Here is a 26,221-nt window from a genome sequence, read left to right as displayed (position 1 = left end):
GCACATTAATATAATTACACCGATCTGAATCTTACGAATCAGCAACAAAAGAGTTTCATGGCAAGTGCCTAGTGATCTCTGCGCATTAAATAATCAGCAATTTCCATCAAACGCGATGAATCTTGCAACTCAGCTCTGCCAAGGGCGTCTTTTGCTGATTGTGTCAGGAGTCTCACCTGCTCCAGTGAAGCTTCCATGCCAATAAAGAATGGATAAGTCACCTTTTGCTGATTCACATCACTTTGGGTTTTCTTGCCCATTTTCTGTTCATCCCCAGTGAGATCGAGGATATCATCCTGAATCTGGAATGCTAGACCAAGATCACGTCCGAACACACGCAATGCTTCTAATTGCCCCTCAGTTGCGCCACCGATACGAGCACCAGCCAGTAAGGAAAATACGATCAGGTCACCCGTTTTGTGCATATGAATGTATTGCAGTTGTTCCAGATCCGTCATTCCCTGCTCGCCTTCCATATCAGCCACTTGTCCGCCTACCATGCCGCGGGCCCCAGCTAGCTCGGAAAGATCTTCAACAATGGAAAGCAATGCTTCTGCCGGCACACCACTCTTGCGGCCAGCCTGCACAACACAATAAAAAGCATGCGTTAACAAGGCATCTCCAGCAAGAATAGCCGTTGCTTCACCATAAACCTTGTGATTCGTTAATTTTCCCCGACGGTAGTCATCATTATCCATTGCAGGCAGGTCATCGTGGATAAGAGAATAGGTATGTACCATTTCCACGGCGCAGGCTACCGGAAACGCAGCTGTACGCTGCGCACCGAGGGCTTCCGCCGCAGCGACGACCAGAAGAGGACGAAGGCGTTTGCCTCCGGCCATAAGTGAATACTGCATCGCGTCACGTAAGGACTGAGGTACATCCCAGTGAACTGGAATAACTTCCTTTAATGCTTCCGTTACCTGATCCGTTGTATTTTGAAGATATTGTTCAAAGGAAAGACGACTACTCATTAATTTCACCGCTCTCAACTTCGGTAGCTCCGAACGGCTTCTTGCGAAGTTCCCCATCTTCTTCTACGATCATCTCAATCTTACGTTCCACTTGTTCCAGCTTGAGTCCGCACAGCTGCGAAAGTTTCATGCCTCGCTGAAACAGATCAATCGCCTGCTCCAACGGAACATCTCCATGCTCCAGCTGAGCCACGATATCCTCAAGTGCCGCCATTGCCTCTTCAAAATTCAGTTCCGGTTCATTCGCCATGGATGTTGTCGTCCTCCTTCATTCCCCAAACCTGACAGTCCAGCTGTCCGTCTGTTAATTTGATTTTGATAGAATCTCCGGGCTGTACTTCCTTTAACGATTTGATTAGCCTCTGCTCCTGTTCGTCATATACCAGACTATATCCGCGGGACATGACTTTTAGCGGGCTAAGAGCATCGAGATGGCGTACGGAAGATTTCCATTGCTGCTGCTTTGATCTGACGATAGACCTCATCGCAAGTTCCAGCTGACGACGTGCTGCCGCATTCTCACGTTGTGCTGTATTGACTTGTTCTCGTGGATTAAATCGCTGCAGGGCTGCACGGAGACGCTCCTGTTTTTCTGCAGTCCATTTCACTCGTGTATCCACAGTCCTCAAAAGGCGCTGATGCATCATATCCAATCGCTCGGTGTGCTGCATCAATGTCCGCCTTGGATGAACAAGGACCGGCGAACGTTGTAATCTCGCAAGGCGCTCACGGTTATGGACAGCACGTTGACGAAGACTATGCTGGAGCTGACGCTGCCTTAGCGCAATCTGGTCCAACAACTCGGCACGATTAGGTACGGCCAGTTCAGCAGCAGCTGTAGGCGTCGCAGCACGCAGATCTGCTGCAAAATCTGCAATGGTAAAATCCGTTTCGTGTCCTACTGCAGAAATAACAGGAATGTCTGAACCTACGATGGCTCTTGCGACCATCTCTTCATTGAAAGCCCATAACTCCTCAAGTGAGCCCCCGCCTCGGCCCACGATCAGCACATCAGCCTCACCAAGAAGATTCAGATTGCGAATAGCTTTTACGATCGAAGGCGCAGCGCCCTTGCCCTGTACCAATACGGGATACAAAAGCACTTTGGCAGAAGGATATCGGCGTTGCAATGTAATCATGATATCTCGTACTGCAGCTCCCGTAGGTGAGGTAACAACACCAATCGTTCCGGGATACCGAGGAATAGCCCGTTTTCTGGACGAAGAGAAAAGCCCCTCTTCCTCAAGCTTCTTCTTCAGCTGCTCATAGGCCAGATAAAGGCTTCCAATACCGTCAGGCTGCATATGAGTGGCGTAGAATTGATATTGACCGTCCCGCTCATACACCGAGACATTGCCACGAGCAACAACCCTTGCACCCTCTTTTGGTACAAAGGGCAATCGCTGATTGTGGGACGCGAACATAATCGCCTTAATTCGGCTGTCCTTGTCCTTCAATGTAAAATACATGTGACCGCTGGAGTGATGTGTGAAATTGGATATCTCTCCACGCAGCCAGACGTCCGACAGGACCTGATCGGATTCCAGTTTCATCCGGATATACCGATTCAGGTCTTTGATGGAGTAGATCTGCCGCTCTGCCACGGTTAAACCTAGGCCAATCCGTGAGCGCGTTTGGCAGCGATCAGTGTATTTTGCATCAGCATGGTGATTGTCATCGGACCTACGCCGCCTGGAACCGGCGTAATAGGACCTGAGACTTCCTTCACACTCTCGAAATCCACGTCTCCAGCCAATTTGCCATTGTCCAAACGGTTCATGCCAACGTCGATGACTACAGCGCCTGGTTTTACATAATCGGCATCCACGAAGTTTGCACGACCGATCGCCACTACCAAAATGTCCGCTTGACGTGTAATTTCTTTCATGTTAGCCGTGCGGGAATGACACATTGTAACTGTTGCATTCTCGCGTTGAAGCAGCAAGGATACCGGTTTTCCGACAATATTGCTGCGTCCGATGACTACAGCATGCTTGCCCGACATTTCAAGACCTGTCCGTTTGATCAGTTCAATCACTCCAGCAGGAGTACATGGCAGCAAGCTGTCATCACCAATCACAAGATTACCAACATTGACCGGATGGAAACCGTCAACGTCTTTGTCAACCGCAATGGCATCAATAACGGCTTTCTCCTCAATATGCTTCGGTAATGGAAGCTGAACAAGAATACCGTTGATCGATTTTTGATTGTTCAGCTTGTCCACCAGAGCAAGCAAATCCTCTTGGGATGTATTTGCATCCAGACGATGTACCTCGGAGTAGAACCCGAGATCGTGGCAAGCTTTTTCCTTATTCCGCACATATACCTGGGATGCCGGATCTTCCCCGACGAGCACAACAGCCAGACCAGGCACAACCCCCTGTTCGCTAAGCTGCTTTACTTCTTCAGTTATGCCTGCACGGATCTCCTGGGACACTTCTTTACCGTTAATAATAGATACTGTCATTGTACTCTCTCTCCCTTATGTGAACTTTAATAAGTAAATCGCAAGTTTAGGACAATTTTTCTTTGATCGTGCTAACTTCCTGGATCATGCGTCCAAGCACACCGTTGACAAACTTCCCGGATTCATCTGTTCCAAAATGTTTGGACAGTTCGATCGCTTCATTGACCGATACTTTGGCCGGAACATCATCACGGAAGACCATTTCATAGGTTGCCAGCCGCAAAATCTGGCGGTCTACACGAGACAGACGGCTGATCTGCCAGCCTTTGAGATAGTCCACAAGCAATCCATCAATAGCTTCCTTGTGATTCCATGCTCCTTGCACAATTTCGGTTACATAGCTGCGCATCACATCTGCATCGTGAATGACAACTTCAGTTTCATTCTCGTCTGCAGCTTCATTAATCAGCATATTAACCGCTTCTGCTGCACCTACTTCATTCATTTCCATCTGATACAGACTTTGTACTGCAATTTCCCTTGCCAAACGTCTTTTCATGTCCTGCCTCCTGCAGCGCTCTTTGGAGCGTCATCATGCTTATTTTAAAATAAAAGAACCATCGCGCATCACATTTCTGACGCATGTTGGAGTGGCCCTCACGGTATTGTTATTGTTATCCCTTTTCACAAAAAAACCTGCAGTACGTTTCCTCCAAAAAACGGGCATATTAAACTAAGCTCTATTTTCGGAAGAAACATATTGCAGGGTTCAGGTGGCTCACTTAAACGGACGCCAGCGCTCCCCGAGCCATTGTCCCCATTCCCTCCAGGGAATGAAAGAGCCCAGCTTCGAATCGCTTCGTCTGCCTAACGTATAACCGATGAACACCAAGAGTGCAAAGAACAACATATCCCAAAACCCGGTAAACAAATAAAGAAATCCAAAAAAGATGCCGCCCACAATTCCGGTTATCCGGCCTCTGTGACTATCCCAAATCTCTCTCCACAGCATCAGTGAAACTCACCTCATTCCACTCGACTCTTGTAGTTAGGCGACTGGGTAACATTGGCAATATACACGGTAACAAAAGACACCGGAATACCCGTAATCTCATGTACATGATCATGTATCGCCTTTTGCAAATCCGATGTCAGCGTTGGAATGGGTGTCTCGCCATCCACCACTGCACGGATCATGATCTCCAATCCCGATTCAACCACACGAATACGTGCCTTGACATCACGTACTCCCCGGAAGCGGGAAGTCGCTTTCAGACAGAGATTTTCAATCGTCTCCATTGAGATCTGCACATCACCGTATTCCGTACGCTGATCTACAGATGGCAACGAAGCACGTCCACGCCGTACCGAGATGTAAAAAAAGCGCAAACTCAGGATAAACAAAATCGCAGCTGCAATAACGGCCGCAACAATGACGTTCTGTTCTTGCTGGTAATTCAATTCGTAAGGCAGTACTCCACTAATGAGTAGAATAACAACTGCCGATATTGCTCCAACGCTTATGCTGTATATAAACAACAGAAGCCGATCCAGTATTTTCGCCACGAACTGCACAGCCTCCCTTGCTCACTACATTGCTCTTAACCAGTACTATGCATTAAATCAACAGCCCTCATGGAAAAGATCACCATGAACACCTGTCCAAGACGGGATAACCCCCGGCAGCTATGCCGGGGGAATCTGTCTTCTTTTATTTTACACGCTGACTGTTCAGGTCAATCTCTTCGACTTTCTCGGTGCTCTTGAACTGAACGTCATGAATATGCACATTAACCTCGTTCACATTCAATCCAGTCATATTCTCAATGGAACGTTTAACATTTTGTTGAATTTCAGTTGCCACTTGTGGAAGACGATAACCATACTCGATGATAACCGATACATCCACTGCAGCCTCACGTTGACCTACTTCCACTTTTACGCCTTTGGAGAGGTTTTTGCGGCCAAGCAATTCAGCAAATCCACCAGCGAAACCGCCGCTCATGCCAGCTACTCCTTTTACCTCAACCGTAGCCAGTCCAGCGATCACTTCGATAACTTCAGGTGCGATCTGGATTTCACCGATATCCGTTCGTTCAAATTCTGTCGGCAGTGTACTCATAACTGTTCAACACACCTTTCGCGTAATAAGTTTGCGGCCATCCGTCAGGGCGCTGTCCTACGGGCTTGATGGCCTCAGGGCACCCTTCCGGTCCGGCTTTACCGGAACTCCTGCAAACTTCACCACAAATGTGCGGGCTTATCCCTTGCAGGAGACATGCGCTCTTATTATTACATACTATATCATTTGGGCTAGTTTATGACAAACAAGTCCAATATGCCTGTTAAATCTCGTTTTCCTCGAGGAATTTAATATCAAAATCACCCCGAATAAACGTTGGATGTTCCAGCAATTTCTGATGGAAAGGAATCGTAGTGGAGATGCCTTCGATGGCGAACTCACCGAGCGCACGTTTCATCTTGGCAATTGCCTCTTCCCTGTTCGCACCCCATACAATCAATTTTGCAATCATGGAGTCGTAAAATGGAGAGATCGTATAGCCCGGATACGCTGCACTATCCACGCGCACACCTGGACCACCTGGTGCAAGATAGAAGCCAATCTTACCTGGCGAAGGCATGAAGTTTCGATCCGGATCTTCGGCATTGATACGGCATTCGATCGACCAGCCGTTGATCACAACGTCTTCCTGACGGAATGACAATGGATTACCCTCAGCAACCGAAATCATTTCACGAATCAGATCCACACCTGTCACCATTTCCGTAACCGGATGTTCCACTTGAATACGCGTATTCATTTCCATGAAATAGAACTCCCCAGTAGGGCTGAGCAAAAATTCAAGTGTACCTGCTCCCGAGTAGTTCACAGCGAGTGCTGCGCGTACTGCGGCCTCACCCATCAGTGTTCGTACTTCTTCATTAATAACAGGACAAGGAGCTTCTTCCACCAGCTTCTGACGGCGGCGTTGAACAGAACAATCACGCTCGCCTAGATGTACTGCATTCCCGTGCTTGTCCGCAATGATCTGAATTTCCACGTGTTTCATACCTGTCAGGAACTTCTCGAGATAAACTCCGCCATTGCCAAAAGCTTTCTGTGCTTCCTGCTGGGCAGCCGTAATCTGCTTGATCAGCGCTTCTTCATCTTCCGCAATACGGATTCCTTTACCTCCGCCACCTGCGGTAGCTTTGATAATGACAGGATAGCCGATATCCCGGCCAATCATAATCGCTTCTTCCATGCTTTCGACGAGACCGTCAGATCCCGGAATAACCGGAACGCCTGCATCTTTCATCGTTTGCTTCGCGACAGCCTTGTCACCCATTTTGGTTATCGCTTCAGGGGAAGGACCGATAAAGGTAATATTGCAGGAATCACAAATTTCCGCAAAATCGGCATTCTCCGCAAGGAATCCATACCCAGGGTGTATTGCATCACATTCGGTCAATGTCGCTACACTCATCAGGTTTGTAAAATTCAGATAGCTGTCCTTGGACAGTGTAGGTCCAATACAATAAGCCTCATCTGCAAGACGTACATGCAATGAATCCTTGTCCGCTTCCGAATAGACCGCTACTGTCGAAATACCGAGCTCACGACAGGCACGAATAATACGTACCGCAATCTCGCCACGGTTCGCAATTAGTATTTTTTGAAATTTCATTTCGTTATTGTCCTCCTTCGAAGCTCATGCGGTTGCCGCTCTCCGGCGATTTACCGTTATTCCGGTTTAACCAGGAACAGGGGCTGTCCATATTCGACCAGCTGTCCGTTCTCAACCAGCACTTCAACGATTTCTCCCTTGATGTCGGCATCAAGCTCGTTCATCAGCTTCATCGCTTCAATGATACATACCGTTGTTTTATCAACAACTTTATCACCAACGCTTACAAAAGGACCCGCTTCCGGCGAGGAAGCTCTGTAAAAAGTACCCACCATCGGAGATACAATTTTATGTAAATGGCTTGTAGTATCGACTTGCGGAGCTGCTTCTGTTACCACTGCAGCAGGTTGTTGCACCTGAGGAGCAGCAATCACTTGCGGTTGAACCGCAGCTGCCTGAACGTACTCGGTTTTACCCGGTTTGCGGATCGACAAACGTGACCCTTCATTTTCAATTTCCAACTCCTGAACGGAACTTTCATCCACCAGTTTGATCAGTTCTTTGATCTCACTCAATTTAAACATTTCCATTATTCACTCCTTCGGCATCATGCCAGTCTCACTAGGACGGTCATATGGCTTTATGTATTATATCATAATCATTAAAAATGGAAAGAGCCCGAGACTTTAACAAGCTCCCGGGGCACTTCTCCATGGATTGGATTACTGTTCCGTTACGTACTGCACGCTGATTTTGTTTTGCGTTACAGCAAGCTCTTTCATGACCAGATCCACGATAGAAACCGCCTGCTTTACATCCAGTTTATCACTAAGCACGACCACTTTATACTTGTCAGCATCTTCTTGTACGATCGCGTTGGCAAACTGTTGGGACAACGTTTCTTCAATGCCGTTGATTTTGGCTTCTTTTTCCTCCAGCGTACGGAGCTCTTCAGTCGCTTTGGCATTTTCCTCTGGCGTTTTGCTCAGATCGCCGGCGATCGTCATAAGCTCCTCATACTTACGATTGTTGCTCTCTTCACGCTGCCATTGATAGTTCTGGAACTGGCTGCTGGCGGATGCTGCTGTATTTTGTTCTTCCATTTCCTTCAATACTTCTTCATCCGTTTTGGTTGCACTTCCCTCTGTTTCGCTGCCTGCAGCGTCAGGCGCTGTAGTTGTCCCTTTATCCGTTTCTTGATTTGCTTCTGCCTCGCTAGCCCCCGGTTCAGTTGCAGGAGCTTGCTCCGTTTCAGCAGCTTCCTGCCCATCTGTGGCCGCTGGATTTTCAGTCGACTCGGAAGCTGGCTGCTCGGCAGCATCTGTACCTGTTACTTCGCCCTCATGAACTACTTCGTTCATAACCAGCCCCTCTGTAGGATCAAGGATGCCGGCTGCCTCTTTCACTTCCCCCTCCTTCATGCCATCCACCTGCTGACTCTCGGCAACTGGTGCATTAACCGGCCCTGAATCCTCAGTGAACAGATAGTAAGCGGATAAAATGACCATCAGACTCAGCATGGAAACGAGCCATACCGTTTGGCGTTTGTTATTCATAAGAACTTCCTCCTCAAAATTAGCTTGATTCATATGATAATGGGCCATGCAAATGATCGATCTTGACTAGTCCTGTTTACGCGGAACAACCGATATTCGGTAAGCTGCGACATTCAGTCCTTTTTCCACGGCATCTGTAATCAGATCTTTTACAACCTTGTTTTCGGCGCCTTTGGCAACAACGAGCACCCCCCTGATCTGTGGTTTGAGTTTTTTCGTAACAATCGGTGTCTGATCCCCTGAGCTTTCATAAGTAATGATCTCGCCATCCCGGGTGTATTGGGTCATGTGCCGTTTACCCCCGTTGGCATCGGTCTCCTCAGTAAGTTGCTGTGAATCTTTTACATTGCGCTGTACGACAAGTTCCTCGGTTGAATCCACGGTGACCATGACATCCACAGTTCCTACACCAACGATGTTTTCAAGCACGCCTTTGATCTTGTCTTCAAATGCAAATTCTATGGCCTGAAATGGATTTTGATCTGCCGGATCATTTGGTAAAGATGCCATGGATGCTACCGGATCTGGAGGTTCCCGGCCGATGTTCTCGGAATCAATTTTTTTAACATTGACGAACGAGTTGAACAGCATAATTCCTACCCCGATCAAGCCCAGAATAATAAGCCAGCGGAACGTCTGGCTTCGCCTGGCTCCGCCTTCCCCACCGCCGAGCAGGGCTTCAATCTTTTTTAGCCATTGCTTCATCGGATACCCTCCTTTTTTACAGCGCCTCAGCGTTTTTCTGTTCCATTACCTGTACCTTGGTCGCATCGATATCCCACTTTTCGGTCAGCAGTGTAATAATCTGTACGGCCCGTTCTGAGCGGGATGAACTCTGCTCTTCTTGGTGACTGCCTCCGGAAGCACCGTTAACAGGCTCGGATTCTGCTCCATTCGCTTCATCCTGATCGGGAGAACCTTCATTCGCTTCATCTGGGTTATCCCTCTCTTTTCCCACCTCAATCTGAACTTCAGGCACCTGTACCTGTCCTATCTCGATTGGCTTCGGGGAGGTTGAGGGTGCATTAGGTCCAGTACCATTTTCAGACTCGAACACCGGACTGGAGTTTACCGCCTCATCTTGCTGTTCAGAATCATTCTGCTTGATACTTCCAGGTGAGGACATTTCCACCATGACTCTTTCAATCACAGGCAGATCCACCGCGGAAGAAGCTTCTGTGTTGGTTTGAAGGTTTGACATGACCAACTGGACTTCTACGGATTGAACACGCTCTCCCGTCGTTTCCTCGATCTGTCCTTTCATCACATTTGCCAGTTCTCGTGCCGTCCACTGCAGCGATTGTTCCTGCTCATTCGATTGCAACCTTCTGCCCTGTGCCAGAATCTGTTCCAGTGTGACATTCCCATCAGCTGGCGAATCCATGGCTGTCATGGCCCGCTTCAGTTCACCCACCGGATCACTCCGCAGGAGCTTGGTGATGGGCGACAGGAGCGTGAGGAGGATAAGGAGGCTCAGCACAAGCTTGACGTAACGCTCCATGGAGCGATTGGGCAACAGCATATCCACAAATGTTGCCAGCAGAACGATCATGATTAATTCCCGGAGCCAGCTGCTCAGCCACCCCATCCTTCCAGCTCCTTTCCTGTGTCACCCGCTCACCTCATCATGATTGTCAGATTCCCTGCCGTAAGCAGGATCGTTATGGCAAGAAAAAACATCAAGCCTACGGCCGCCAAAGCTGCAAATACATAGATCATTGATTTTCCGATAGCCTGCAGGCACCCAACAATCGGCGTATCTCCGAGCGGCTGCATAATCGCTCCGGTAATGTTGTAAATGAGGGCAAGTGTCAATATTTTTAGTGCCGGAAACGCGCATAAAAACAAGATGATGATGACACCTGTTAGTCCAATGGCATTTTTAACCAGCATTGAAGCGGTAATGACCGTGTCTGTTGCATCCGCGAATGTTCTTCCCACAATCGGGACAAAATTGCCTGCAATATACTTGGCTGCTTTGAGACTCACACCATCGGCAACGGAGCTTGATGCACCCTGCACGGAAATAACGCCCAGAAACATGGTCAGCAGAATGCCGAGCAAGGCAATGCTAATGTTGCGCAGCAGATCAGCGAGCTGGGTCAGCTTGTACTTGTCTGATATCGAACTGACAAGGTGCAGTACAGCCGAGAAGAACAATAGCGGAAACACCACGATGTGAATCAAAGTGCTGACCAGATGGATCATGAAAATGATCAACGGATGCGTTACAGAGACGGTGATGACATTGCCCATGGAGGCCAGCAGCGTGAAAAGCAAAGGCACCATAGCCATCATGAAGTTAACCATGCCTTCGATGGCTTCCTTGGCATAACCAATAGCCACGCTAAAGCTATTAATTGCAATGACGATAATGACCATGTAACAAATGGAGTAGGCGATTTTACTAATATTGTTTTTCTCAAATGCCGTCTGCAAAGTCTCTAAAATCATGCTCAGCACACTCAGCATCACAATGGTGACCAAGAGTTTGCCGTTATATAAAATCTCATGCAGCATGAAGGTCCCAATGGCAACAAACACCGATTTCAGGCTAAATCCCTCATTACCAGGAATAAGCATATCCATGAAAGAAGGTGTTTTCCCGTCTGGAAAAAAACCTCCGTATTGCTGCATGAGCTGGTCCCAATATTTCTCCACCTGATCCTTGGGAAGCTGGTCAGCCTGCTGCTGCATCCATTCATCCGAAGGCGAGCTTGCTGCAACCTGTCCCATAATGGCAAACAGAAAACACAGCACCAGCACGATTGTAAGGGGCCATCGCGGCTTGTCTTGCATGATGTTCATTTGCTTCCGCTCGCCTCCTTCCTAGACCGGCATCAGCTTCATGACGGTTTCAATAATAATGCTGATGATTGGAATAGCGAGTACGAGGATCAGCACCTTGCCGGCGAGCTCGATTTTGGAAGCAATGCTCTCCTGGCCGGCATCCCTGACAATCTGTGCACCAAATTCGGCAATATAGGCTATGCCAATGATCTTCAGCACGGTTTTCAGATAGATATTTTCCATGCCTGAATTTTCGGCCAGCCGCTTCAGTACCTCAATCACTGCGCCAATCTTGCCAATGAGCAGCATGAAAATCACAATGCCTGTCGCAGCGGCAATCAGAAAGGCAAACATCGGCTTCTGTTCTTTAACGATGAGAATAAGAACTGTTGCAATCAGGGCCAGACCCACGACTTGAATAATTTCCACAGGTCACCACCATCCCGGCTTCATGACCGTTTTCATTGGAACAGAAATATCGATTTGATCTCTTGCAGCAGGCTGTCCAGCATGCGAACAACCATGAACAATACAACGACAAATCCGATTACGGTCACCCAGTGCGCCATATCTTCCTTTCCCATTTGTTTCAGCACCGTATGAATCATCGCAATGATGATTCCGATGCCCGCAATTTGGAAAATTGCGTTCACTTCTAAGTTCATGACCTTGGCACCTCGCTATCCCGGCAATTTCAAAAGATCAGAATGACGATTAACGCTCCGACAAGCATCCCGAGACTGCGGCTCATCCGTTCGTATTTCATTTGATCGGCCTGAGCACGGGATTCCTCATGCATAAGTTGTTGAATGGCTAGCGAAATGTGTTTGGTCTGATCCTGACGGTCGCTGGTGCCAAGACTGTAGCTTAGTTGCAGCATAACTTCCCTCTCATCCGCTTTCATGGCTGATTTTCCCCATGCTTGTTCAATTCCGGACTGTAGACTCTCTCGCGCAGTATGACCCAGAGGGGGCTCCATCTGTCGGGCTGCATGGAGAAACAGCGTTTTGATGGGTTCTCTGGTTTGTGCGCCCATTTTCCCCATCGCATCGGGAAGCGGGGTTAGTCCGTAATTGATTTCAGTCATCAATCGCTGCAGGGCTGCAATCAATTCTCGCAGCTGCTTAGGCCTGAGCGCATACTGCTTCGCACGGTAGAAGCCGGCGAGTGTACTGGCCAGCAGGATAATTACGGCACCGAGCATGTTAACCAAATGCCTCACCTCCTGCCCCCGAGTGCTGAAGACCTCGCATTTTAGCATCTGCCAGTCTGAAACTCATCCCTTGGCTCGTCCGTTGTAGCTGAACATAACGCTGGAACATCTGCGCTTCGATCAGGGTACGCAAAGCCGGTCTGGAAGACAGCTCGGCGAGGTCTCGGCCGTGCGCGGTTGCAATAACCGAAACACCGGAATGAAGAGCTTCCATTACGGCTTCAGCATCTTCCGGACGACCGATCTCGTCCACAATCAGCACATCCGGAGACATGGAACGAAGCATCATCATCATGCCTTCGGCCTTTGGACAACCATCCATGACGTCCGTCCGAGGACCTATGTCGAAGCCGGGTACACCTTTATAACTTCCGGCGATCTCGGATCGCTCATCCACAATGCCAACCTTGAGACGGGGTCTCAGCCCCTGAACCAGCTCGCTCACACCTGTAAGTTTGGTTCCACTACTAATCTGCCTGGCCAGATCACGAAGCAGCGTCGTTTTCCCTTGCTGGGGAGGAGAAAGTATCAAAGTATGGAATACCTGTCCGCTCTTCATATCCAGAAGATGAGGCAGGATTCGATCAGCTACCCCATGTACCTCCCGAGCAACCCTGACGTTGAAACCATTAATATCGCGCAAATACTCCACTCGGCCGCCGCTAAGTACGGTTCTGCCAGCTAATCCAATTCGGTGCCCTCCCGGAATCGTGATGAATCCTTTGCGCAGCTCCTCTTCCAATGTATAAAGCGAATGGTTGCTGATCAGATCCAGAAGCCTGTGTGTCACCTCTTTTAAAGGAATGTAGGCTTCTTCAGGCTTAGCTGTCGGGCTGCCCTGTGCGGTAAGGAAGTGATAGGAGTTCCCTGCATTGATCTCGAGCGGCCTTCCTTCACGGATGCGCACTTCCTCAACTTGCTCCAATAAAGCGGGCGGTATCCTTCCCAAAATGGTTCGAATCGGTTCCGGAAAGAGATCCTTCCAGTTCACCTTCATGAATAGGCCCCTCCAACCCTTGAAATCATATTTACCGCGTTTCTGGTGCTTGTTCCTATCTCAAGTTTATGCCTGTACATTCAATTTATGACGCTGAAATCTAGCATTTCTTCAGAACTGGGGTGAGAGTCAAAAATCATAGATCGATGCCTCTTCTAGGCACCCGTCTATATCATTGTGCATATAGTGCTTGCAGACAGGTGAAATCCATTCCGGAAGGAAGACAGAACCACCTATCCCCAAATGAAGAGAGGAGTTGTGGGGAGTGCAAGTCGATGTGGTAGGAAATGTGAATGAAGTCCGAAGAATCGATATCGCAGGTCGGAGTGCCGTAGTAATCGACGTACTGCGTACAACAAGTACTATCGTTACCGCTCTGGCAAATGATGCCGCGGCTGTCATCGCAGTGGAGACCGTTCCTCAAGCCAAACAGATGACAGTAAAGGATTCGATTCGTGGCGGGGAGCGTTTCAACAAAAAAATCGCTGGGTTCGAGGCGGGCAATTCCCCCTATGAATATATGACGCAGGACATTGCAGGCAAAACCGTTATACTGACCACAACCGATGGGACGCGCGCTTTGATCAAAGCTGCCAGGGCTAAACATGTGCTGGCGGGCTCGTTTCTGAACGTGCAGGCTGTCGCCGCTGCTCTCTGTCTGCTCCGAAGAGACGTTCTATTGTTATGCGCAGGGGATCAGGATGAATTCGCACTTGAGGATGGCTTGTGTGCAGGATGTATTATTGAAGAGCTGTATCGGCAGTCCCTTTTCCCGATCAGGCTAAACGACCTGGGCAGGGTGCTTCATCAGGCTGCTGCTCAATGTGAAGACACGCTGCCGGATCTTGTCCGGGTATCCACAGGCGCAAGGCGACTTGAAAAACTGGGCAGGATGCATGATGTCACCTACTGCTCGCAATTAAACTTGCTGGACTGCGTACCGGAGATGAGAGAAGATTATCGTATGGAATTGTTTCGGGGCATGGAAGGGGAGAGGATGTCCAAATTGCTGTAATCCGTAGAAAAAAGGTGTTCTGCCGCCTGATGGCGATGCAGAACACCTTAAAGTTCATTTCCTATTGAGACAGATTATCTGCGAACTTGCGGACCACCAACAACGGCCTGTTCTGCCGTGTCAAGATCGTACGCTGTATGCAGTGCCTTAATTACCTCATGAAGTTTATCACCATCAATGACACAGGATACCTTAATCTCGGACGTGCTGACCATTTTGATGCTTACGCCTTCAGAGGAAATCACCTGGAACATTTTAGCTGCAACGCCCGGATGGCTGACCATGCCTGCGCCAACGATAGATACTTTGACCAGATTTTCTTCAGACGTGACTTCACGGTATGGCAAACGGCTGTGGAGGCCTTCAAGGACACGCAGCGCGTTCTCGCGATCAGACAGTGCAACCGAGAATGAAAAATCTGCTTTACCGTCCATTACACCACTTTGCACGATAATGTCGACATCGATCTGTTCAGATGCCAGCGCACCAAATACCTCGGCAAGAACTCCCGGTACATCCGGAACTCCCAAAATACTGATACGAGCCACGTTTTTGTCATAGGCAATTCCGCTCACCACGACGCCTTGTTCCATTGCTGCTTCCTCCTTCACAACCGTTCCTTCATTATGGTTAAAGCTGGATCTTACAATTAAAGGTACACCGGAATGCTTCGCGTACTCAACCGCACGCGGATGCAGTACCGCTGCTCCGAGATTTGCAAGCTCCAACATTTCGTCATACGAAATTTCCTTGAGTTTGCGCGCCACTTTTACAATCCTCGGGTCTGTAGAATAGATTCCATCTACATCCGTATAGATCTCACACGCATCCGCCTTGATGGCTGCTGCCAGTGCTACAGCCGTTGTGTCGGATCCACCGCGACCAAGGGTTGTAATCTCTCCATCTTCAGTCATGCCCTGGAAGCCTGCAACAATAACAATATTGCCTTCAGCAAGCGCTTCATTCACACGTTCCGGATGGATATCGTTAATACGAGCTTTTCCGTGTACAGGTTCGGTACGGAATCCCGCTTGCCATCCGGTGAACGAAATCGCTTTACGTCCCAGTGCCTGAATGGCCATGGACAATAACGAAATTGAGATCTGTTCACCTGTGGTTAACAGCATATCCATTTCGCGTGCAGGCAGTTCACTATTCAACAGCTTCGCCTGGTCAATCAGATCATCTGTGGTGTCTCCCATCGCCGAAACCACAACTACACACTGATGTCCTTCATCAGCTTTTTCTACAACACGTCCGGCTACACGCTTCATGCGTTCCGTATCTCCGACCGAGCTGCCCCCAAACTTCATGACGTACAATGACAACGCAAATCCACTCCCTACCTTGTGCAGTATGCATAATTATGTCCATCGCCATTATTCTCTCCGAAAAATGACTTTAACCCAGTATATTACGAAAGCGTGCGATAGGCTAATCTTTTTTCGAAAAAACCCTCTGCCAAATGGTTGGCAAAGGGTTGAAATCATTGTGTATTTAACTTACACCCTGTGAAAGTTACGCGCGGGAAGAGTATTTACCTTCACGTGTATCGATCAACAGCACGTCGCCTTCGTTGATGAACAATGGCACTTGTACGTTCAGGCCAGTTTCCACTTTAGCGTTTTTGGTAGCACCTTGAGCTGTATTACCTTTAACACTTGGCTCAGTCTCGATAACTTTCAACTCTACGCTTGTTGGCAGGTCGATACCGAGGATTTCACCTTGGTAGCTAACGATTTTTACGTTCATGTTTTCTTTCAGGAAGTTCAATTCCCATTCCAGTTGGTCACTTGTCAGCGTGAACTGGTCATACGTTTCGTTGTCCATGAACGTGTGCTCTGTACCACTTGCATACAGGTAAGATACACCACGGTTTTCGATGATGGCACGTCCGATCGTTTCACCTGCACGGAATGTACGCTCAACGGTGTTACCGTTACGCAGGTTTTTCAATTTGGAACGTACGAAGGCAGCGCCTTTACCCGGTTTAACGTGTTGGAAGTCAAGTACGGTGAAGATGTCTCCATCCACTTGTACGGTCAAGCCTGTTTTAAAATCGTTTACTGAAATCACGAAAAATCCCTCCTGATATGGTTGAAAAGTAGGCGATATAAGACGATGGGTTAATGATGTTCGTAAAATGAAAGAGAAGAGATTCCACCTAGTTCACTCCGATTGCAGAACCATCTTTCGATCGCTGTTATCCCCGGATTTTTTGATTCCTTTTTTCAAGGGGAAAATCCGGGGATAAAGGCGAACGCTGCGCTTCTACAGATTGTTTCTGCACTCTCCGTTATGGTGTAATTAACTTTTCAATTTAATCCACATTAAAAATCGTCTTATATCGCTAGTGGCTAGAATGTTAGCCGATAACGGTAAACTTCTTGTCCGACTTCGTTAAGATATGAATGCCTGTTTCCGTGATTACCACGTCATCCTCGATCCGTACGCCGCCAAGTCCGTCAATGTAAATCCCCGGTTCAACGGTAACAACCATGCCCGGTTTCAATACATCGTCACTGAGCTTAGACAAGCGTGGAGCTTCATGGACTTCCATACCCAGGCCGTGGCCCGTGCTGTGTCCGAATTGATCTCCATATCCGTATCCTGCAATGATATCACGTGCCAGTGCATCTGCTTCCCGTCCGGTCATGCCCGGTTTCAGGTTCTCAAGCGTATGTAACTGGGCTTCCAGTACAATGTCATAAATTTTACGCAGCTCTGGTACAGGTGTACCCGTTGCGATGGTGCGTGTCAGATCTGAACAGTATCCGTCAAGCAAAGCACCGAAGTCAAATGTAATTAACTCATTTTGTCCAATCACCTTGCTGCTCGCTACGCCATGCGGCATCGCGGAACGTTCACCCGAAGCTACGATGGTGTCAAAGGAAGATGATGTCGCCCCATGCTTGCGCATGAAAAACTCCATTTCCAGATCCACTTCACGCTCAGTCATGCCTGGTTTGGCAAACTGTAAAACGTGGCTAAACGTTACATCCGCCAGATCAGCGGCTCTTTGCATTACAGCGATTTCATCCTCGTCCTTGAAGATACGAAGTTGTTCCACAATTCCGGAAACGGCTTTCAGTTCAATGGACTGAAGCGCCTCAGCATAAGACGCGTGCGTGCCAAACGTAACCGTATCCTGTTCGAAGCCAACCTCTTTGATGTTCGCTGATGCAAGCAGTTCTCGCACCGATTCCATCGGTTTCGGTCCATGCTCTACTACAGTAAATCCTTTAGCTTGCTGCGGTGCCTGTGTCATATAACGGAAATCGGTCAGCAAGTATGCTTCCTGTTCCGTAATCAACACATATCCCGCTGAGCCTGTAAAGCCCGTCATATAACGGCGGTTAATGGGGTTCGTAATTAGCATTGCTGTGAGTTCGCGCTCACGCATGGCCTCACGCAACTTATTTACTCGTTTGTTTTCCATCGGTAACCCTTCTTTCTCTCACATTCCCGGGTCCCCGGCTCAGGTTTGTTTGTCCAGATGACGCACGAGAGCCAGCAGTCCCAGTTCATAGCTTACTTCACCAAATCCGGCAATCTGCCCGATTGTTTCTGCAGCAATTACTGAATGATGTCTGAAAGCTTCACGTGCATGAATGTTGGATAGATGAACTTCCACGGTAGGCACTTTCACTGCATTGATGGCATCACGTACAGCATAGCTGTAGTGGGTTAGCGCTCCGGCGTTCAGCATGATTCCGTCTGCATCGCCCATCGCTGCGTGAATACGATCAATGATGTCCCCTTCGTGATTGGATTGATAAAAAGCGATGGAGACGCCAAGCTCCTCTGCCTGTCTGCGAATTTTGTCCTCAATATCCTTCAGACTAAGCGTTCCATAGATGCCGGGTTCACGTACGCCGAGCATGTTCAGGTTCGGGCCATTGATCACAACAATCCGTTTCATAGCTGCTCCATCCTTTCTGCAAATAACCATCTGCTATTTTAACACAGCCATTGCCGGATTGAGAAGCTTTTTTGCGGCTATGCTCCCGCTTTCTCGGGCTCGCGTTTCCGTTCGTCCGTGAACTCCATGGCTACGGTATAGCCGATGAACAGTCCCCACAGCAAAAAGAAACAAAATTCCGTAATGATTGAATCCCATGTCAAACTGCCTATAGGTTTCACCATCCCCAGTTTAGGACCTACCAGAACAAAGATGATCAGCCACCAAACGATCCCGTAGCCAATGCCGGGTAAGGGACCTTTCCATTTTCTCAGAGTAAATGTGTAAATCAATGCGGCCACAATGGAAAACACGATAAAAAACAGCCAGCCTGTCAGATGCCCTGCAGCGGTATATATATAGTCATGTTTGTAAAAGGGCTCTGCCAAAAATCCCAACGGCACAACGCTGAAGTGCAGCAGGTAGTTTAGCCAATGCACTCCCCCCCAGATGAAACCCGCAAAAAATCCGAGCTCTACTGCAAAAGGAAACGGCTTGGTATAATAATGCTGCCCCTGGCGCTGTTTTGAGCGTCTGCCCCGATTCTTATCATCCTTCACATCCCCATGTTTTGTATCCATATGAGATGCGTGACTGTCTGTATATTCTGCCATCTATATTCTCCTTTGCTCTCAGTCTGCTGTGACGCTATAAAACCGGATTTCATTCATTCTCTACCGGGTAGTATGTTCAGAACAGGACAAACTTAACAACAACATCTCCGGATTGTCCTGCAAACTAGAAATTGGTCTCAAAATTCGATACAATAGGGATATCAAACTACCTTTGAACCAGAGGGTATAGAACAGAATAGGAAGGTGAATAATTTGCCTCAACAATCCAAGCCTGTCAGCTACGGGGGGCAAGCTGTCATTGAAGGCGTAATGTTTGGCGGTAAACATGTCAACGTTACAGCTGTTCGAAGAAAAGACGGCGAAATAACGTATCTGGAAGTTCCCAAGCAAGACAAGACCTGGGTCATGAAATTGCGGCGGATTCCGTTACTGCGCGGGATTGTCAGCATTATAGATTCAAGTGTCAAAGGAAGCAAACATCTCAATTACTCTGCTGACGCTTATGCTGATGATGAACTCGAACCTGAAGAGAAAGCGAAACAAAAAGAAAAAGAAGGTTCCGGCTGGAGCCTTAGCATGATTATTGGTGTCACCGCCGTAGCCATCCTTTCATTCCTTTTTGGTAAAATTGTGCTTACGCTTCTCCCTGTTGTCATTGAGAATTTCTTGTTCAAAAATGCATTCGACAATCAGTTTTTGCATAATTTACTGGAAGGCGGCATCAAGCTGATTCTGCTGCTTGCCTATCTGTGGCTGATCTCACAGACGCCGATGATTAAACGCCTGTTCCAATACCACGGAGCAGAACATAAGGTAATCAGTGCTCATGAAGCCGGCGAAGAGCTTACACCTGAAAATGTTCAGAAATACAGTCGACTGCATTACCGCTGTGGAAGCAGCTTTATTATGCTGACGGTGATTATCGGTGTATTCCTGTACTCGCTTTTCACCTACGACAACCTATGGGAACGGATGGGACAGCGCTTGCTGCTGCTGCCTGTAGTTCTGGGGATTTCCTTCGAACTATTGAAGATGACCAACTCGGTACGTGACATTCCTGTACTGCGTTATCTCGGATATCCTGGACTATGGCTGCAATTACTTACCACCAAAGAGCCAACTAACGAACAGGTGGAAGTATCTATCGCTTCGTTTAACCGTATGCGTGAACTGGATGCCCAGCTTGCCAATGTATCAGCTACGTCGGAAGTGCCCGTTGCCACACTCGATCCTGTGAAAGGGTGATTGATATGAACAAGCAGGCGGTCATGACTATTGTTTTTTGGGCAGCCATTGCTCTTGCTGCCTTTGGAATAATAAGTTCACTGGGAAGTAAAGGTTTGTTCGGTCTAGTTATTCCTGTTGTCGTTCTTGGAGCCATTTTCCTGCTGTATAAATACCCGCCGCGGCGTTGGGCACGCAAAACCAAGCCGAAGATTAAACCTTCGGCACGTACCATGGCCAAAGTGAAAGCCCAATCCGGAACCGGAGCAAGAAAGAGCAGCGGTTCTTCCAAAAAACGCAAAGATTATCCCTTTCATGTCATTCAAGGAAATAAAGGAAAAAGCGACGAAGATATTCCCAAGTTTCACTAGTTTCGATATGGAATATTGGAAAGCAAAAGCACTGCTTCTTAGCAACGAAGCAGTGCTTTTTTTTATACTGGCGTTAGCGGCGGTGTTTGTGGCAGTTTCTTCCGCTGCTCTCTTTTTTGTTTCTCCAGCTGTTCATCGTAAAGCTTCGTGCTCCAGTGACTGAAAAACTCCGTACCTGCGGCAACACCCGATAAATATAATGCCGTACTGTCCTGCACAGATAGGTTAAACTGTGTTGGTTTAATGCCCAAGGTTGGTATTTTAACCGTTCGGAAACGATTAATCTGTTCAATATACCGCTCATCATGGGCCGTGAGCATCGTTTCAACCAGCGCCTGAAGCATGCTTAGCGGGCCTTTGACCCTGCTCGGCTCCCCTTCTGTTTTACCAACCATTTTAAAACCGACCACAGGTATGATGTCTCCACCACGCGCTGTACGTTCACCATCAAACAGCCATAAGGGGAAATTACTAAGTAACCCTCCATCCACTATATATACAAACTGATCCGGAAAACGCATGCCTTTGGACATCACGGGTGACTTGCGAATGACCACCGGATCGAAAAAATACGGAATACTGCAGCTCATTCGGACGGCTTTGGCTACTTCGAACTTGTCAGGATCAATGCCGAACCGACGTATATCATCAGGCAGCACCAGAATGGTCCCGTTAGAGATGTCTGAGGCGGTGATCAGAAGCTTACCTTGTGGAAGGTCCCCGAATGTCCTGATTCCTTTTTGTTTGAGCATTGTGCCAATCCAGGATTCAAGCGCTTCTCCAGAATATAATCCTTTTTTCAAAAACAACCTTGCAGCTGGTCCAATCCAGCGTGTATCAAATATGGGTGAACGGCGCAGTAAAGAGGCAAATGGCGTTTGTTCTATAATGGATTTCATCTCTTCCGCACGATAACCGGCGGCGATCAACGCAGCCACGATCGATCCGGAAGAAGTTCCGGCAACACGGTTAAACTGAGCTCCATAATCCTGAGCACTCTGCACTGCACCCGCAAGCGAAATCCCCTTTACGCCACCGCCCTCAAACACCCCATTGATTAGCATAATAAAAACCCCCGTTCTCCAGGCAGTCCATTACTACTGCCACTCTATGAGAACAAGGGTTGGTCATATTACGCTAAAATGTTTTAAAGTCCATAATAGGTTTTTAGTTTGGTGATCAAACCCAGCGGATTCTTCGTCAAATATTGTGAACTAAAGAATATATCTCCTTTTATCGTATCATACTTCTCATTGTATACGAGCTGATCAATAATTTCCTGAGATGTCTGCCAGCCGACTTCAGGTGTACCGAGCTTATAAGGTGAATGCCCAATGTACAACTTTACATCCGTATTAGCGACCTCATTTGCCCACCAGTCCACCACTTTGTCATAGCGTGCAGCACTTAACGTCATGCTCCAGTAGACTTGCGGTGCAACATAGTCAATCCATTCCTGCTTGATCCAAGTTCTCACATCCGCGTTCATGCTGTCATAAGCGGTGACTCCTGCTTTGGTATCGGAACCTGTAATATCCACAGCTTTGTTACGCCATACACCAAAAGGACTAATACCATATTCCACACCAGCTTTTACTTGGTGAATGCTCTCTCCAAGCTGTTTAACAAACTGATTGATGTTATCCCGCCGCCATTCAGCACGGTCTTTGGTATTCAATGTGTTATAAGCCTTAAAGGCGGTGTCATCGTTAAACGTTACGTTGGACGGGTAGAAGTAATCATCCAGATGAACACCATCAATGTCATATTGATTGACCACTTCCATGATCGTGTCAATAATATGCTGTCTGGCTTCAGGGATTCCGGGATTAATGTAAAGTTTGCCGGATGCATTCACAATCCAGTCCGGGTGCAGTTTGGAAACATGGTTGGCTGCCAGACCCGCTGTACTTGCAAGATTGGTAGCACGGAACGGATTAAACCAACCATGGAATTCCAGGCCCCGTTTGTGAGCTTCCTCAATCATGAAGGCAAGCGGGTCATATCCCGGGTCCTTGCCTTGGGTCCCTGTAAGCACACTATTCCATGGCACGAGACCTGAAGGATAGATGGCATCCGCATTGGCCCGAACCTGAACAAATACAGCGTTGATTCCCATGCTTTGAAGTGTATCCAGCTGTTGAGTGTATTCCAGCTTCTGCTTCTCCACATTCCCTTTCGCACTGGAGGAAGGCCAATCGCCATTCACCGTTGAGATCCATGCACCACGCATGTCATCCGTGCTTGGAGTACTGCCTGTGCCCCCTGGGTTTGCAGGAGTAGCCGGATCGGGTACAGGCGCATCTCCTGTAGTCAGATTAATCGTCTGTGCCGACTGATTCCAATTCACTGTAATACCGAGGTTTTCACTGACGAATCGAATCGGAACCATAACACGGCCCTTTTTTAATTCAACCGTTGCATCCAGGCCAACCAGTGCACCATCAACCGTTGCTTGCTGGCGGCCGCTGGTCATGGTGATGACCGAATCGGAGTTCTTGATCGTTACGGTTCTTGATGCCTGTGACCAAAGCACGGACGCACCCAATCCTTCACTAATCACACGCAGCGGGACCATCGTCACATTCACCTTGGGCAAAATGTAAGGCGAGACATCGGATTCCAATCGTTGACCATCCAGATTAATAACAATTTCTTTTGCTGAAGCAGCCTGCGCACTCAGTCCAGCGGTTTGTAAGCCTAGGATGAAAATGAGCAGCAGGATCAATCCATTACGAAACTTCATCAGTGCAATCCTCCATCATCATAAAATTCTCGGCAAATTCTGCTAGTTTAATAGACGCTCCAAACGATAAGTTAGTTGCGATTAATCGCCAAATTATGGACAACAAAAAAACAGAGAGTGATTCTCCGTCATGTACAAACGACAAAGATACACCCTCTGTTTTTTTGTTTTTCTGCCGCACAATAGGAACAAAAGCAAAAGTCCTGTGCTGCCTTAGGATTCGGTGTTACTCATGAGTTCCTGAATATTTTGAAGATCACGCAACCGATTTTCATCTTGACGGAAATATTCCACAAGAGACTCGATGCAGGTAATGGAGTCCCAACTCAGATGATGCTCAATGCCTTCCACATCCTTGTAGATATTCTCCTCCTGAACACCAATGGTTGTCAAAAATTGTTCAAGCAGATGATGGCGCTCCATCAAACGTTTCCCCATCTTTTTCCCTTTTGGAGTAAGCACCAACCCACGGTACTTTTCGTAAATCAGGTACTCGTCTTTGTCCAGCTTTTGGATCATCTTGGTCACCGATGAAGGATGCACTTCCAATCCTTCAGCTATATCTGACACGCGAGCATAGCCCTTTTCATCAATCAATTTGTATATACGCTCCAAATAATCTTCCATACTGGGCGTTGGCATCTGCTTCCCTCTCTTCTCTCTGACCAGCAATATTCTTGCCTGGTCCCTATCTTATAATGATACATGTTATCAATACGCATTGGCAAGTCTTGTACGAATCCATCGCTATGTACGTTATAACACATCCATGCTCCTGTCTCTGTACGAAAGTATTGCCAAGCGTGACTTAAACCCATGTGAGGCAAACTAAGCAAGGTTTCGTATTGAAAGGAGTGATTTCGTGAGTACAAGCGTAGCTCAGCCCCCGGTTCGCAAAGCAAAAGGCACTAAACCCTTTATTCCCGATTTGGTCTATTTTGAACCCGGTGCGCTGGAATATGAGAAGGGAAAACGGATCATGGAATGGGTTACATCCAAGGATATCCCGTATCAGATGACAACTTCCCATAACCGGATTACCAATCTTCCTGGTGAAACGGAACAAGAAAAATACCGCATGGCTAAGCGTACCCTGGTTGTAGGTGTACGTAAAACACTCAAATTCGATCAGTCGAAACCTTCAGCCGAATACGCCATCCCGATCTCCACAGGATGCATGGGCCATTGCCATTATTGCTATCTTCAAACCACGCTCGGAGCCAAGCCTTATGTCAGGGTATATGTAAACACCGAGGAGATCATTCAGGCAGCCAAAGGGTATATTGATGAACGTGCGCCTGAGATTACCCGATTTGAAGCAGCCTGTACTTCCGATCCGGTAGGACTCGAACATATAACTGAAAATTTGAGTGATCTGATCCGGTTTATGGCGAATGAGGAATACGGACGTTTGCGCTTTGTGACAAAGTATCATCATGTGGATCCATTATTAAACATCAAACATAACGGTCATACCCGTATCCGGTTCAGCGTCAATTCGGATTATGTCATTAAAAACTTCGAACCTGCCACTTCAAGGTTTGAAGAACGAATTGAAGCTGCAGGCAAAATTGCACATGCCGGTTACCCGCTAGGGTTTATTATCGCTCCGATCATGTGGTATGACGGTTGGCAGGAAGGATACGCCGAGCTTCTGCAGAAGCTTGCCCATACCCTACCGGAAGAAGCAACGAAGGATCTTACTTTTGAAATGATTCAGCATCGTTTTACCAAAACGGCGAAAGCAACGATTGAGAAACGGTACCCCAAAACCAAACTCGAAATGGACATCGAAAAAAGAAAGATGAAATGGGGACGCTGGGGTCAATATAAATATGTGTATAAGGATGACCAGCAAGACGCGCTGCGCGAGTTCATCACCGAGCAAATTTTCGAACATTTTCCGTTAGCCAATATTGATTATTTCACCTAAGCACTGACAACATATCGAATTTATCAAAGGTAGAGATCAAAAAAGCAGGACACATGGGTCAGAATATTCTCTGGCCTTCATGTAGCCTGCTTTTATTTCTACGCTAGATAATCATCCAATCTGGTGTAATCTGCTGCAGCCATATGGTGATTTTCGTCATTTGATCTGTAAACAGCAGCACACCCAGAAACAGCATCAGTGCTCCCCCGACTTTCATCATGACATTGGAATAACGTAAGATCCAGCGAGTGGAACCAATGAAGAAAGCAAGAATGAAAAAAGGTAATGCAAAGCCAGCCGTATAGCCAGTAATTAATGCCAACCAGGTTGTCGGTTCACTCGCTGCCATCGCGATGATTGCAGTCAGAATGGGGCCGATACACGGTGACCATCCAGCCGAGAAGCCTATCCCAAAAATAAACGAACCCAGGTACCCCGCTGGTTTCCATTTCATATCCAGCTTGCGTTCCTTCATCAGAAACTGTGGCTTGAATACCCCTAACAGGAACAAGCCCATCAACATAATTAAAATAGCCGAAAGCTGACGAATCAAATCACGATTATCGTTAAAAAAGCGCCCGAACAACCCTGCCCCCAGGCCCAGCGAATAAAATACTGCCGAGAAACCCAAAATAAACGCCAGCGTGTGCGTTAACGTCTTAAGCCGGACTTCACGCTGGTTGCGATCGTCTTTTAACCTTTGTACTGTCATTCCCGTGATGTAGGACAGATATGAAGGATAGAGCGGAAGACAGCACGGTGATATAAATGAAGCCAATCCTGCGACAAAAGCCAGCCACACATTAACATCAGGCATGAATCGGTTG

The 26,221-nt window shown here is 47.7% G+C and carries 31 protein-coding genes; 4 read left to right on the top strand and 27 right to left on the bottom strand.

The window, feature by feature from the left end; genetic code table 11:
• Positions 1-68: 68 nt before the first annotated feature.
• The 18 genes from AAIH57_RS18705 to spoIIIAA form a co-directional block, all read right to left on the bottom strand.
• Positions 69-974 (bottom strand): polyprenyl synthetase family protein, encoded by a 906-nt coding sequence (locus tag AAIH57_RS18705; protein WP_175395587.1) that lies wholly within the window; start codon positions 972-974, stop codon positions 69-71.
• Complete coding sequence (gene xseB / locus AAIH57_RS18700; RefSeq protein WP_175395588.1) at positions 967-1,224, bottom strand: exodeoxyribonuclease VII small subunit; 258 nt, start codon at positions 1,222-1,224, stop codon at positions 967-969. Before xseB ends, AAIH57_RS18705 begins: the two co-directional genes overlap by 8 nt.
• Positions 1,214-2,578: an exodeoxyribonuclease VII large subunit gene (gene xseA / locus AAIH57_RS18695; protein ID WP_175395589.1), complete on the bottom strand. Its 1,365-nt coding sequence runs from the start codon at positions 2,576-2,578 to the stop codon at positions 1,214-1,216. Before xseA ends, xseB begins: the two co-directional genes overlap by 11 nt.
• An 8-nt stretch (positions 2,579-2,586) precedes the next feature.
• A complete protein-coding gene (gene folD, locus AAIH57_RS18690; protein ID WP_430022616.1) occupies positions 2,587-3,444 on the bottom strand; it encodes a bifunctional methylenetetrahydrofolate dehydrogenase/methenyltetrahydrofolate cyclohydrolase FolD in 858 nt (285 codons plus the stop codon).
• Between the two features lie 46 nt (positions 3,445-3,490).
• Entirely contained in the window at positions 3,491-3,943 is a 453-nt protein-coding gene (gene nusB / locus AAIH57_RS18685) for a transcription antitermination factor NusB (protein WP_175395591.1), read from the bottom strand.
• 219 nt (positions 3,944-4,162) lie between these two features.
• The gene (locus tag AAIH57_RS18680; protein WP_175395592.1) at positions 4,163-4,396 is read right to left on the bottom strand and encodes a DUF2273 domain-containing protein; all 234 of its coding nucleotides are present in this window, start codon (positions 4,394-4,396) and stop codon (positions 4,163-4,165) included.
• 14 nt (positions 4,397-4,410) lie between these two features.
• Positions 4,411-4,950 carry an alkaline shock response membrane anchor protein AmaP gene (gene amaP / locus AAIH57_RS18675; RefSeq protein WP_175395593.1) on the bottom strand — a complete coding sequence of 180 codons (540 nt, stop codon included), beginning with the start codon at positions 4,948-4,950 and terminating at the stop codon, positions 4,411-4,413.
• Positions 4,951-5,095: 145 nt separating this feature from the next.
• Positions 5,096-5,506, bottom strand: a complete 411-nt coding sequence (locus AAIH57_RS18670; RefSeq protein WP_024630996.1) for an Asp23/Gls24 family envelope stress response protein — start codon at positions 5,504-5,506, stop codon at positions 5,096-5,098.
• Positions 5,507-5,729: 223 nt separating this feature from the next.
• Positions 5,730-7,073 (bottom strand): acetyl-CoA carboxylase biotin carboxylase subunit, encoded by a 1,344-nt coding sequence (accC, locus tag AAIH57_RS18665; RefSeq protein WP_175395594.1) that lies wholly within the window; start codon positions 7,071-7,073, stop codon positions 5,730-5,732.
• Between the two features lie 56 nt (positions 7,074-7,129).
• The gene (gene accB, locus AAIH57_RS18660; protein WP_175395754.1) at positions 7,130-7,597 is read right to left on the bottom strand and encodes an acetyl-CoA carboxylase biotin carboxyl carrier protein; all 468 of its coding nucleotides are present in this window, start codon (positions 7,595-7,597) and stop codon (positions 7,130-7,132) included.
• Positions 7,598-7,735: 138 nt separating this feature from the next.
• Positions 7,736-8,569: a SpoIIIAH-like family protein gene (locus tag AAIH57_RS18655; protein ID WP_175395595.1), complete on the bottom strand. Its 834-nt coding sequence runs from the start codon at positions 8,567-8,569 to the stop codon at positions 7,736-7,738.
• 66 nt (positions 8,570-8,635) lie between these two features.
• Complete coding sequence (gene spoIIIAG, locus AAIH57_RS18650) at positions 8,636-9,274, bottom strand: stage III sporulation protein AG (RefSeq protein ID WP_175395596.1); 639 nt, start codon at positions 9,272-9,274, stop codon at positions 8,636-8,638.
• Positions 9,275-9,290: 16 nt separating this feature from the next.
• Positions 9,291-10,157 carry a stage III sporulation protein AF gene (gene spoIIIAF, locus AAIH57_RS18645; RefSeq protein ID WP_430022615.1) on the bottom strand — a complete coding sequence of 289 codons (867 nt, stop codon included), beginning with the start codon at positions 10,155-10,157 and terminating at the stop codon, positions 9,291-9,293.
• A gap of 29 nt (positions 10,158-10,186) precedes the next feature.
• A complete protein-coding gene (gene spoIIIAE, locus AAIH57_RS18640) occupies positions 10,187-11,377 on the bottom strand; it encodes a stage III sporulation protein AE (RefSeq protein WP_175395598.1) in 1,191 nt (396 codons plus the stop codon).
• A 21-nt stretch (positions 11,378-11,398) separates the two neighbouring features.
• Positions 11,399-11,788, bottom strand: a complete 390-nt coding sequence (spoIIIAD, locus tag AAIH57_RS18635) for a stage III sporulation protein AD (protein WP_095359283.1) — start codon at positions 11,786-11,788, stop codon at positions 11,399-11,401.
• 32 nt (positions 11,789-11,820) lie between these two features.
• Complete coding sequence (spoIIIAC, locus tag AAIH57_RS18630) at positions 11,821-12,024, bottom strand: stage III sporulation protein AC (RefSeq protein ID WP_017687585.1); 204 nt, start codon at positions 12,022-12,024, stop codon at positions 11,821-11,823.
• A gap of 29 nt (positions 12,025-12,053) precedes the next feature.
• Positions 12,054-12,572 (bottom strand): stage III sporulation protein SpoIIIAB, encoded by a 519-nt coding sequence (gene spoIIIAB, locus AAIH57_RS18625; RefSeq protein ID WP_430022614.1) that lies wholly within the window; start codon positions 12,570-12,572, stop codon positions 12,054-12,056.
• Positions 12,565-13,569, bottom strand: a complete 1,005-nt coding sequence (gene spoIIIAA, locus AAIH57_RS18620; RefSeq protein WP_175395600.1) for a stage III sporulation protein AA — start codon at positions 13,567-13,569, stop codon at positions 12,565-12,567. Before spoIIIAA ends, spoIIIAB begins: the two co-directional genes overlap by 8 nt.
• Positions 13,570-13,834: 265 nt before the next feature.
• Here spoIIIAA and AAIH57_RS18615 point away from each other — a divergent pair, with 265 nt between their 5' ends.
• On the top strand, positions 13,835-14,584 hold the full coding sequence (locus tag AAIH57_RS18615) for a 2-phosphosulfolactate phosphatase (RefSeq protein WP_430022613.1): 750 nt from the start codon (positions 13,835-13,837) through the stop codon (positions 14,582-14,584).
• A 74-nt stretch (positions 14,585-14,658) separates the two neighbouring features.
• On the opposite strand, the gene AAIH57_RS18610 is transcribed toward AAIH57_RS18615, so the two are convergent.
• From AAIH57_RS18610 to AAIH57_RS18590, 5 genes are all read right to left on the bottom strand, one after another.
• Positions 14,659-15,912, bottom strand: a complete 1,254-nt coding sequence (locus tag AAIH57_RS18610) for an aspartate kinase (RefSeq protein ID WP_413035480.1) — start codon at positions 15,910-15,912, stop codon at positions 14,659-14,661.
• Between the two features lie 190 nt (positions 15,913-16,102).
• Positions 16,103-16,660, bottom strand: coding sequence for an elongation factor P (efp, locus tag AAIH57_RS18605; RefSeq protein WP_095290413.1), 558 nt, complete (start codon positions 16,658-16,660; stop codon positions 16,103-16,105).
• 289 nt (positions 16,661-16,949) lie between these two features.
• Positions 16,950-18,023, bottom strand: a complete 1,074-nt coding sequence (locus AAIH57_RS18600; protein WP_430022612.1) for a M24 family metallopeptidase — start codon at positions 18,021-18,023, stop codon at positions 16,950-16,952.
• A 39-nt stretch (positions 18,024-18,062) separates the two neighbouring features.
• Positions 18,063-18,506 carry a type II 3-dehydroquinate dehydratase gene (gene aroQ, locus AAIH57_RS18595; protein WP_076291868.1) on the bottom strand — a complete coding sequence of 148 codons (444 nt, stop codon included), beginning with the start codon at positions 18,504-18,506 and terminating at the stop codon, positions 18,063-18,065.
• A 77-nt stretch (positions 18,507-18,583) separates the two neighbouring features.
• Complete coding sequence (locus AAIH57_RS18590; protein ID WP_430022611.1) at positions 18,584-19,159, bottom strand: YqhR family membrane protein; 576 nt, start codon at positions 19,157-19,159, stop codon at positions 18,584-18,586.
• A 213-nt stretch (positions 19,160-19,372) separates the two neighbouring features.
• Here AAIH57_RS18590 and AAIH57_RS18585 point away from each other — a divergent pair, with 213 nt between their 5' ends.
• Positions 19,373-20,365, top strand: coding sequence for a DUF1385 domain-containing protein (locus tag AAIH57_RS18585; protein ID WP_413035484.1), 993 nt, complete (start codon positions 19,373-19,375; stop codon positions 20,363-20,365).
• 5 nt (positions 20,366-20,370) lie between these two features.
• A complete protein-coding gene (locus AAIH57_RS18580) occupies positions 20,371-20,715 on the top strand; it encodes a hypothetical protein (protein ID WP_175395606.1) in 345 nt (114 codons plus the stop codon).
• A gap of 62 nt (positions 20,716-20,777) precedes the next feature.
• Here AAIH57_RS18580 and AAIH57_RS18575 read toward each other — a convergent pair whose 3' ends face one another.
• From AAIH57_RS18575 to mntR, 3 genes are all read right to left on the bottom strand, one after another.
• Positions 20,778-21,779: a patatin-like phospholipase family protein gene (locus tag AAIH57_RS18575; RefSeq protein WP_430022610.1), complete on the bottom strand. Its 1,002-nt coding sequence runs from the start codon at positions 21,777-21,779 to the stop codon at positions 20,778-20,780.
• 83 nt (positions 21,780-21,862) lie between these two features.
• Positions 21,863-23,461 (bottom strand): family 10 glycosylhydrolase, encoded by a 1,599-nt coding sequence (locus AAIH57_RS18570; protein ID WP_430022609.1) that lies wholly within the window; start codon positions 23,459-23,461, stop codon positions 21,863-21,865.
• 213 nt (positions 23,462-23,674) lie between these two features.
• Complete coding sequence (mntR, locus tag AAIH57_RS18565) at positions 23,675-24,103, bottom strand: transcriptional regulator MntR (RefSeq protein WP_175395609.1); 429 nt, start codon at positions 24,101-24,103, stop codon at positions 23,675-23,677.
• A gap of 220 nt (positions 24,104-24,323) precedes the next feature.
• Here mntR and splB point away from each other — a divergent pair, with 220 nt between their 5' ends.
• A complete protein-coding gene (gene splB, locus AAIH57_RS18560; protein WP_430022608.1) occupies positions 24,324-25,394 on the top strand; it encodes a spore photoproduct lyase in 1,071 nt (356 codons plus the stop codon).
• Positions 25,395-25,497: 103 nt separating this feature from the next.
• Here the strand turns inward: splB and AAIH57_RS18555 are convergent, their stop codons facing one another.
• The gene (locus AAIH57_RS18555) at positions 25,498-26,211 is read right to left on the bottom strand and encodes a cytochrome c biogenesis CcdA family protein (RefSeq protein ID WP_175395611.1); all 714 of its coding nucleotides are present in this window, start codon (positions 26,209-26,211) and stop codon (positions 25,498-25,500) included.
• Positions 26,212-26,221: the final 10 nt, after the last annotated feature.

Source organism: Paenibacillus sp. MABNR03 (assembly GCF_050455445.1).
GTDB lineage: Bacteria > Bacillota > Bacilli > Paenibacillales > Paenibacillaceae > Paenibacillus > Paenibacillus xylanilyticus.
This window is presented reverse-complemented; position numbering and strand designations above follow the sequence as displayed.

Bases quoted from the DNA above. Each gene is read 5' to 3' on its own strand.
- AAIH57_RS18705 (WP_175395587.1), bottom strand. From the start codon at position 974: ATGAGTAGTCGTCTTTCCTTTGAACAATATCTTCAAAATACAACGGAT.
- xseB (WP_175395588.1), bottom strand. From the start codon at position 1,224: ATGGCGAATGAACCGGAACTGAATTTTGAAGAGGCAATGGCGGCACTT.
- folD (WP_430022616.1), bottom strand. From the start codon at position 3,444: ATGACAGTATCTATTATTAACGGTAAAGAAGTGTCCCAGGAGATCCGT.
- nusB (WP_175395591.1), bottom strand. From the start codon at position 3,943: ATGAAAAGACGTTTGGCAAGGGAAATTGCAGTACAAAGTCTGTATCAG.
- AAIH57_RS18680 (WP_175395592.1), bottom strand. From the start codon at position 4,396: ATGCTGTGGAGAGAGATTTGGGATAGTCACAGAGGCCGGATAACCGGA.
- AAIH57_RS18670 (WP_024630996.1), bottom strand. From the start codon at position 5,506: ATGAGTACACTGCCGACAGAATTTGAACGAACGGATATCGGTGAAATC.
- accC (WP_175395594.1), bottom strand. From the start codon at position 7,073: ATGAAATTTCAAAAAATACTAATTGCGAACCGTGGCGAGATTGCGGTA.
- accB (WP_175395754.1), bottom strand. From the start codon at position 7,597: ATGTTTAAATTGAGTGAGATCAAAGAACTGATCAAACTGGTGGATGAA.
- AAIH57_RS18655 (WP_175395595.1), bottom strand. From the start codon at position 8,569: ATGAATAACAAACGCCAAACGGTATGGCTCGTTTCCATGCTGAGTCTG.
- spoIIIAG (WP_175395596.1), bottom strand. From the start codon at position 9,274: ATGAAGCAATGGCTAAAAAAGATTGAAGCCCTGCTCGGCGGTGGGGAA.
- spoIIIAF (WP_430022615.1), bottom strand. From the start codon at position 10,157: ATGGGGTGGCTGAGCAGCTGGCTCCGGGAATTAATCATGATCGTTCTG.
- spoIIIAE (WP_175395598.1), bottom strand. From the start codon at position 11,377: ATGAACATCATGCAAGACAAGCCGCGATGGCCCCTTACAATCGTGCTG.
- spoIIIAC (WP_017687585.1), bottom strand. From the start codon at position 12,024: ATGAACTTAGAAGTGAACGCAATTTTCCAAATTGCGGGCATCGGAATC.
- spoIIIAA (WP_175395600.1), bottom strand. From the start codon at position 13,569: ATGAAGGTGAACTGGAAGGATCTCTTTCCGGAACCGATTCGAACCATT.
- AAIH57_RS18600 (WP_430022612.1), bottom strand. From the start codon at position 18,023: ATGGAAAACAAACGAGTAAATAAGTTGCGTGAGGCCATGCGTGAGCGC.
- aroQ (WP_076291868.1), bottom strand. From the start codon at position 18,506: ATGAAACGGATTGTTGTGATCAATGGCCCGAACCTGAACATGCTCGGC.
- AAIH57_RS18590 (WP_430022611.1), bottom strand. From the start codon at position 19,159: ATGGCAGAATATACAGACAGTCACGCATCTCATATGGATACAAAACAT.
- AAIH57_RS18580 (WP_175395606.1), top strand. From the start codon at position 20,371: ATGAACAAGCAGGCGGTCATGACTATTGTTTTTTGGGCAGCCATTGCT.
- AAIH57_RS18575 (WP_430022610.1), bottom strand. From the start codon at position 21,779: ATGCTAATCAATGGGGTGTTTGAGGGCGGTGGCGTAAAGGGGATTTCG.
- AAIH57_RS18570 (WP_430022609.1), bottom strand. From the start codon at position 23,461: ATGAAGTTTCGTAATGGATTGATCCTGCTGCTCATTTTCATCCTAGGC.
- mntR (WP_175395609.1), bottom strand. From the start codon at position 24,103: ATGCCAACGCCCAGTATGGAAGATTATTTGGAGCGTATATACAAATTG.
- AAIH57_RS18555 (WP_175395611.1), bottom strand. From the start codon at position 26,211: ATGCCTGATGTTAATGTGTGGCTGGCTTTTGTCGCAGGATTGGCTTCA.